Origin of the sequence: Actinoalloteichus spitiensis RMV-1378 (genome assembly GCF_000239155.1) — a bacterium.
Lineage (GTDB): Bacteria > Actinomycetota > Actinomycetes > Mycobacteriales > Pseudonocardiaceae > Actinoalloteichus_B > Actinoalloteichus_B spitiensis.
This window is the reverse complement of sequence record NZ_AGVX02000051.1, coordinates 1-5647: the sequence shown is the minus strand read 5'-3', so window position 1 is coordinate 5647 and position 5647 is coordinate 1. Positions and strand designations below refer to the sequence as shown.

Annotated in this window: 5 protein-coding genes; all 5 read left to right on the top strand. The window is 73.8% G+C overall.

The annotated features are described in order from the left end of the window. The first annotated feature begins 271 nt into the window (after nt 1-271). Nucleotides 272-1603: an MFS transporter gene (locus ACTIDRAF_RS0202810; RefSeq protein ID WP_016697202.1), complete on the top strand. Its 1332-nt coding sequence runs from the start codon at nt 272-274 to the stop codon at nt 1601-1603. Nucleotides 1604-1843: 240 nt separating this feature from the next. Further along, the gene (locus ACTIDRAF_RS0202805) at nt 1844-2629 is read left to right on the top strand and encodes a DsbA family protein (RefSeq protein ID WP_026065711.1); all 786 of its coding nucleotides are present in this window, start codon (nt 1844-1846) and stop codon (nt 2627-2629) included. 132 nt (nt 2630-2761) lie between these two features. Beyond that, complete coding sequence (locus ACTIDRAF_RS0202800) at nt 2762-4030, top strand: sensor histidine kinase (RefSeq protein WP_245533424.1); 1269 nt, start codon at nt 2762-2764, stop codon at nt 4028-4030. Continuing rightward, nucleotides 4018-4656, top strand: coding sequence for a response regulator (locus tag ACTIDRAF_RS0202795; RefSeq protein WP_026065710.1), 639 nt, complete (start codon nt 4018-4020; stop codon nt 4654-4656). Before ACTIDRAF_RS0202800 ends, ACTIDRAF_RS0202795 begins: the two co-directional genes overlap by 13 nt. Before the next feature lie 336 nt (nt 4657-4992). Beyond that, on the top strand, nt 4993-5647 hold a 655-nt coding region (locus ACTIDRAF_RS31730), incomplete at its 3' end, for an SGNH/GDSL hydrolase family protein (RefSeq protein ID WP_169533944.1).

Sequence of the window (5647 nt, the reverse complement as noted above, 5' to 3'; positions counted from 1 at the left end):
CGGTCCCCCACGGGGATCGGCCCGCCGGCCGTGTTGTGGGGGGTGGACCGCCGCTCGGGCAGGGACGCCGGGGGAGGACGTCCTCGCTGGTCAGGCTTGGTCCTCGCGGGTCAGTGGGGTCGGCGGGGAATGCGAGGGGGGCCGGCCGGCGTTGACCTCGGCCGGTGGGCGGGGCCGGGCCGAGGCTGGTGCCCGACCGGATTGTCGGATTGGGGAAAGCACTCCCCCGGCTGTATTCTTAGCCACGCTAAGAAGATTGAGGAGGCGCACAGTGCGGTCGGCAGCCGGGGAACGACAGAAGCGACGGACTCCGGAGACCGGCGGCAGGCTACCCGTGGAGATCTGGGTCCTCTGCGTCGCGAACTTCGTGATCGCGGTCGGTTTCGGGATCGTCGCACCCGCACTGCCCACCTTCGCCGCGAGCTTCGACGTCGGCGTGACCGCCGTCTCGATGATCGTCAGCGCCTTCGCGGCGATGCGGTTGCTCTTCGCGCCCCTCGGTGGCCGACTCGTCACGCGACTCGGCGAGCGGCCCGTCTACCTCGTGGGACTCAGCATCACCGGGGTGGCCACCGGCGCCTGCGCCTTCGCGGCCGAGTACTGGCAGATGTTGCTGTTCCGGTCGCTCGGCGGCATCGGCTCCACCATGTTCACCGTCTCCGGGATCGCGCTGCTCATCCGACTCGCGCCGGCGACGATGCGTGGCCGCGCCTCGGGCCTGTGGGCGACCTCCTTCCTGCTGGGCAACATCGCGGGCCCCCTGATCGGCGGCGGTCTCGTCGAGACCTCGATCCGCGCGCCGTTCCTCATCTACGCCGGGATGACGCTGCTCGCGGTTCTCGGCACCTGGTTCTTCCTCCGGAACTCGACGTTGGCCGCTCGGGAGGACCAGGACTCGCGCGATCCGCTGAGCGTCCGGGACGCGCTGCGCAACGCCACCTACCGCGCCGCGCTCGTGTCGAACTTCGCCCACGGCTGGGCGGTCTTCGGCGTGCGGATCTCCCTACTGCCGCTCTTCGTCGTCGAGGCGTTGCGGGTGGGCGAGAGCATGGCCGGGATCTCCCTTGCCGTGTTCGCCGCGGGCAACGCCGTGGTGCTGGTGTTCTCCGGTCGACTGGCCGACCGGATCGGGCGGAAGCCCCTGGTGCTCGTCGGACTGCTGGTCTCGGCCGGTGGCACGGCCTGGCTGGGGTTCACGACGACCGTTCCGGCCTTCCTGGCCGCGTCGCTGGTCGCCGGACTCGGCGCCGGCCTGCTCAGTCCTCCGCAGGGCGCCGCGGTCGCCGACGTGATCGGTCGCCGAGGAGGGGGCGGCCCGGTGCTCGCCGGTTTCCAGATGGCCGCCGACGTGGGTGCGATCGTGGGTCCCCTGCTCGCGGGGTTGCTCGTCGACGTCTCCTCCTACGGTCTCGCCTTCGGGGTGACCGGGGCCATCGCGGTGGTCGCCTCCCTCTTCTGGGCCTTCGCCCCGGAGACCCTGCCCAGCAACGGCGCGGACCCGGCGGAGACTGGTTCGACGGTGGCCGCCGAGTCCGGGGCGCTCGACGAAGGGCCGGAACCGCCCAGCGGGGAGCGGGTCGCCGAACCCGCCCCACCTCGCTGACCCGGTCAACCCCCAGTCGATCGGGTGAAATCGGACGCATCCAGGGCCGCCCGTCGGCGGGCGGCGGATGCCCGGACGGGCGGCGCGAGCCCCGATACCTGCGCCGACGCCGTCCCGAGTCCCCCGGACTGTCCTCAGCTGGCTCTCAGGACCGCTGAGTACCCTGCTGGGCGATCGGCCGGTGGGCCCCGCGCGGAGCGGACTGTCGCGGCCGCGGGTTGGCACGGAAGGGACGTGGACGTGGGAGGCGCGGAGCGCAACGCTCGGAAGAAGCGGCAGGCGAACCAGGGGGCGAAGGCGGTCAGCGCCGCGCGGGCGTCGCACCGGAACGCCAAACCCGTCGTGGTCGGCGTGGTGGTGGTGCTCGTGGTCGCCGTCGTGATCATCGGCGGGGTGTTGTTCACCAGGAACCAGGACCAGCAGCAGGCCGAGCAGTCGATCCCGGTCGGCTCGGCCAGCGTCGACTTCGCCGCCCAGCGGGACGGGGCCGTCGTGGTGGCCGGTGAGGACACCGCCCCGGTGACGATGGACCTCTACGAGGACTTCCTGTGCCCCGGCTGCGGGGCCTTCGAGGAGGCGTACGCCGAGCGCATCGAGTCCGAGATCGCCCAGGGCAACCTCCAGGTCCGGTACCACATGCTGCCGTTCCTCGACGCGGCCTCGGACCCCGCCGGCTACTCGGGCGACGCGGCCAACGCCGCGTTGTGCGCCGCGGACGCCGGCCAGTTCCCCGACTACCACGCGAGCCTGTTCGCCGCCCAGCCCACGGAGGGCCGGCGCGGGTACGACGCGGACCAGTTCGTCGAGCTCGGCCGCGAACTGGGGATCGAGGGGGACGAGTTCGCGACCTGCGTGCGTGAGGGCCAGCACCGCGCCGAGGTGGACGCCGAGATGGAGGACATCCCCAACCGGGGCTACCTGCTGCAGGACGGGAACTTCGGCACGCCGACCGTGGCCGTCGGGGAGCGGATGATCGACTGGGGGCAGCCCGACTGGCTGGACCAGGTGCTCGCCCAGGGGCGGTGACCCGCGCCGCCCCCGGCCACCACGCCGCACCGGGCGGTTCCCCGCCCACGTCCCTCGGCCACCGGGTGCCCGGTGGAAGGGTGTAGCCCGCTCCACCGCGCTGCCCACCCGCGCCGCGACAGAATCGGCCGCGTGGAACGAGGACGAGACGAGGGGCGCGCGGTGAGTGACGAGTCGAGCTCCGGACGGGCACGAGCCATGCGTGCCCTCCGGTTCTGCCTGGTGGGACTGGGCCTCGGGGCGGCCAGCATGGCGCTGCTCCCGGTGCTCCTCCTGCTGGCCGCGCTCTGCCTGCTGGGCGTGGGGTTGTTCCTGCTGCCGGCGGGGCTCCGGGTGCTCGCCCGGCTCGCGGACGCGGCGAGGCGGGAGACGGACCGCTTCACCGGCCGCCCGGCCCCGGAGATCCCGCGCACCGGCGGGCAGCGGCTGGTCGACCTGCTGGGCGACCCGGTGACCTGGCGCGACCTGCGGTGGCTCCCGGCGTCGATGGTCGCGGGCAGCGTGTTGGGCGTCCTGGGGCTCGGCATCGCGATGACACCGCTGGTGGCGGTGCTCGCGACCGGTTTCTGGTGGGTCTTCCCCGAGGACGAGCCACTGCGGATGCTGGCAGGGCAACCGGTGGACAGCTGGGGCAGCGCCGGACTCCTCGGCGGCACCACGCTCGTGCTCAGCGTCGTACTCGCCGTGGTGGTCCCGGTGGCCGCCGCCTCGCTGCTCGGGTGGACCAACCGGGTGCTGCTGCACCCCAGCGAGCGGGAACTGCTGGTGGCGCGGGTGGACACCCTCCAGGCGACGCGCAGCGGCGCGGTGAGCGCGCACGACGCCGAGCTGCGGCGGATCGAGCGGGACCTGCACGACGGCACGCAGGCCCGACTGGTGTCGATCGCGATGCACCTCGGCCTGGCCGAACGCCGGCTGGGCGACGACCCGCAGGCGGTGGGTGAGCTGATCGCGAAGGCACGCGCCGGCGCCGAGGACGCCATGGTGGAGTTGCGTGACGTGCTGCGGCAGATGTACCCGCCGATCCTCTCCGACCGGGGGCTGCCCGGGGCGCTGGCCTCGGTCGTCGCGGATTCCGCTGTGCCCGCCCAGCTCACCGTCGGGGAACTCGGTGAGGTTCCTGACCCGGTCGAGGCGGCGACGTACTTCGTCGTCGTCGAAGCGCTCACCAACGCGGCCAAGCACAGCGGCGCGTCCCTGGTGACCGTCACGGTCACCAGGGAGGGCCGGTGGCTGTCCGCGGAGATCAGGGACGACGGCGCCGGCGGCGTCGTGGAGGGAGCGGGCAGCGGGATCGTGGGGATGCGTCGCAGGGTCGAGGCGCTGGACGGCCGGCTGCGGATCGACAGCCCGCTCGGCGGACCCACCACGGTGCTCGTGGACTGCCCGTGCGAGTGGTGATCGCCGAGGACAACGTGCTGCTCGCCGAGGGGCTGTCGCTGGTGCTCACCAGCTCGGGGCACGAGGTCGTGTCGCGGGTCACCACCGGCGAGGACTTCGTCCGAGCCGTCGCCGAGCACCGGCCGGACGTCACCGTCGTCGACGTCCGGCTCCCGCCGTCGTTCCGGGACGAGGGCGTCCGGGCGGCCCTCCGCGCCCGTCGTGACCGGCCCGACCTCCCCGTGCTGGTCCTCTCCCAGTACGTGGAGGGGACCTACGCGCGGGAGCTGGTCGCCCACGGGGCACGGGGAGTCGGTTACCTCCTCAAGGACCGGGTCGCCAGGATCGGCGAGTTCCTGGACGCCCTGGAGCGGGTGGCCGGCGGGGGCACCGCGCTGGACCCGGAGGTGGTCAAACAGCTGCTGGCGCGGCGCGGGGGGCCGCTGACCACCCTCACCCCACGCGAACGGGAGGTGCTGGGGCTGATGGCGCAGGGTTACGCCAACGGGGAGATCGCCCAGCGCCTCGTCGTGACCGAGCGCGCGGTCCACAAGCACGTCGGGAACATCTTCGCGAAGCTGGACCTCCCGCCGGGGGACAGCGGCCACCGGCGCGTGCTGGCCGTTCTCGCCTACCTCGAGGGTTGATCGCCGCTCCCGTCCGCCGGAACGGCGCACGGGGGTGGGCGGGGCGTGCCGGCGCACGCCACCGCACCGCCGGCGGCCAGCCGGGCGCGGGCGCCCGCGACCACGGTTCGACCGGACCGGTTGCCCGAAGGCGCCAGCCCTCGCCCGCTGGCCTGACGGCCGGCGGGCGGCGCTGGCCCGTGCGACCCTCGGACCAAACCACCGCCGGAACGGCCAGCGGAGCCGGAGCGGCGGCTGTGGTGGGGACCATGATCCGGTTGGCGTGCGGCGGCTCGGGAAACCCGGTCGGAGGCCGTACGTCGACTCGGCGGGACCGACCGTCGCGGAGGTGTCGTGGTGCGAGAGGACGACTCGACCCGGACGAGGGCGGAGGATCGGGGCGGGTGGCCGGGGCCGGCCCGACCCCGTCCCTCGGTGACCGCGCTCACCCTGTGCGCGCTGCTGCTCGGGGTGGCCGGTCTGGGTGGGAACGCGAGTTCGCCGCCCCCCGGTCCGAGCCCGGCCCGGTGCGGCACGGGCGACGACTACCTGGTGGTGACGGCCGGAGCGAGCATGACCCGGGGGTCGGTGAGCGCCGACTGGGTCGGGGAGCTGCGCCGGCAGCTCGGCCCGGCCGGGGTCCGTTTCGTCAACGCCGGTGTCAACGGCGACACCAGCGCGGATCTGCTGGCCCGGGTCGACCGGGACGTCCTCGCCTGCGCTCCCGACGCCGTCACCGTCCTGATCGGTACCAACGACGTCCGCACCGGGGTCCCGGTCGACCGGTACCGGGACAACCTGGACGCCATCCTGGGCCGCGTTCGCGCGGGAACCGACGCGCGCCTCGCGGTGGGAACCCTCCCCCCGCTCGGCCCGGACCGGGACAGCGACGCGAACCGGCGCCTCCCCGGCTACAACCAGGCGATCCGCGACCTCGCGGACCGGCACGACGTCACCCTGCTGCCGGTCGGAGCCGGAGTGCGGGAGATGCTGGGGTGGGCGGGCGACCCCC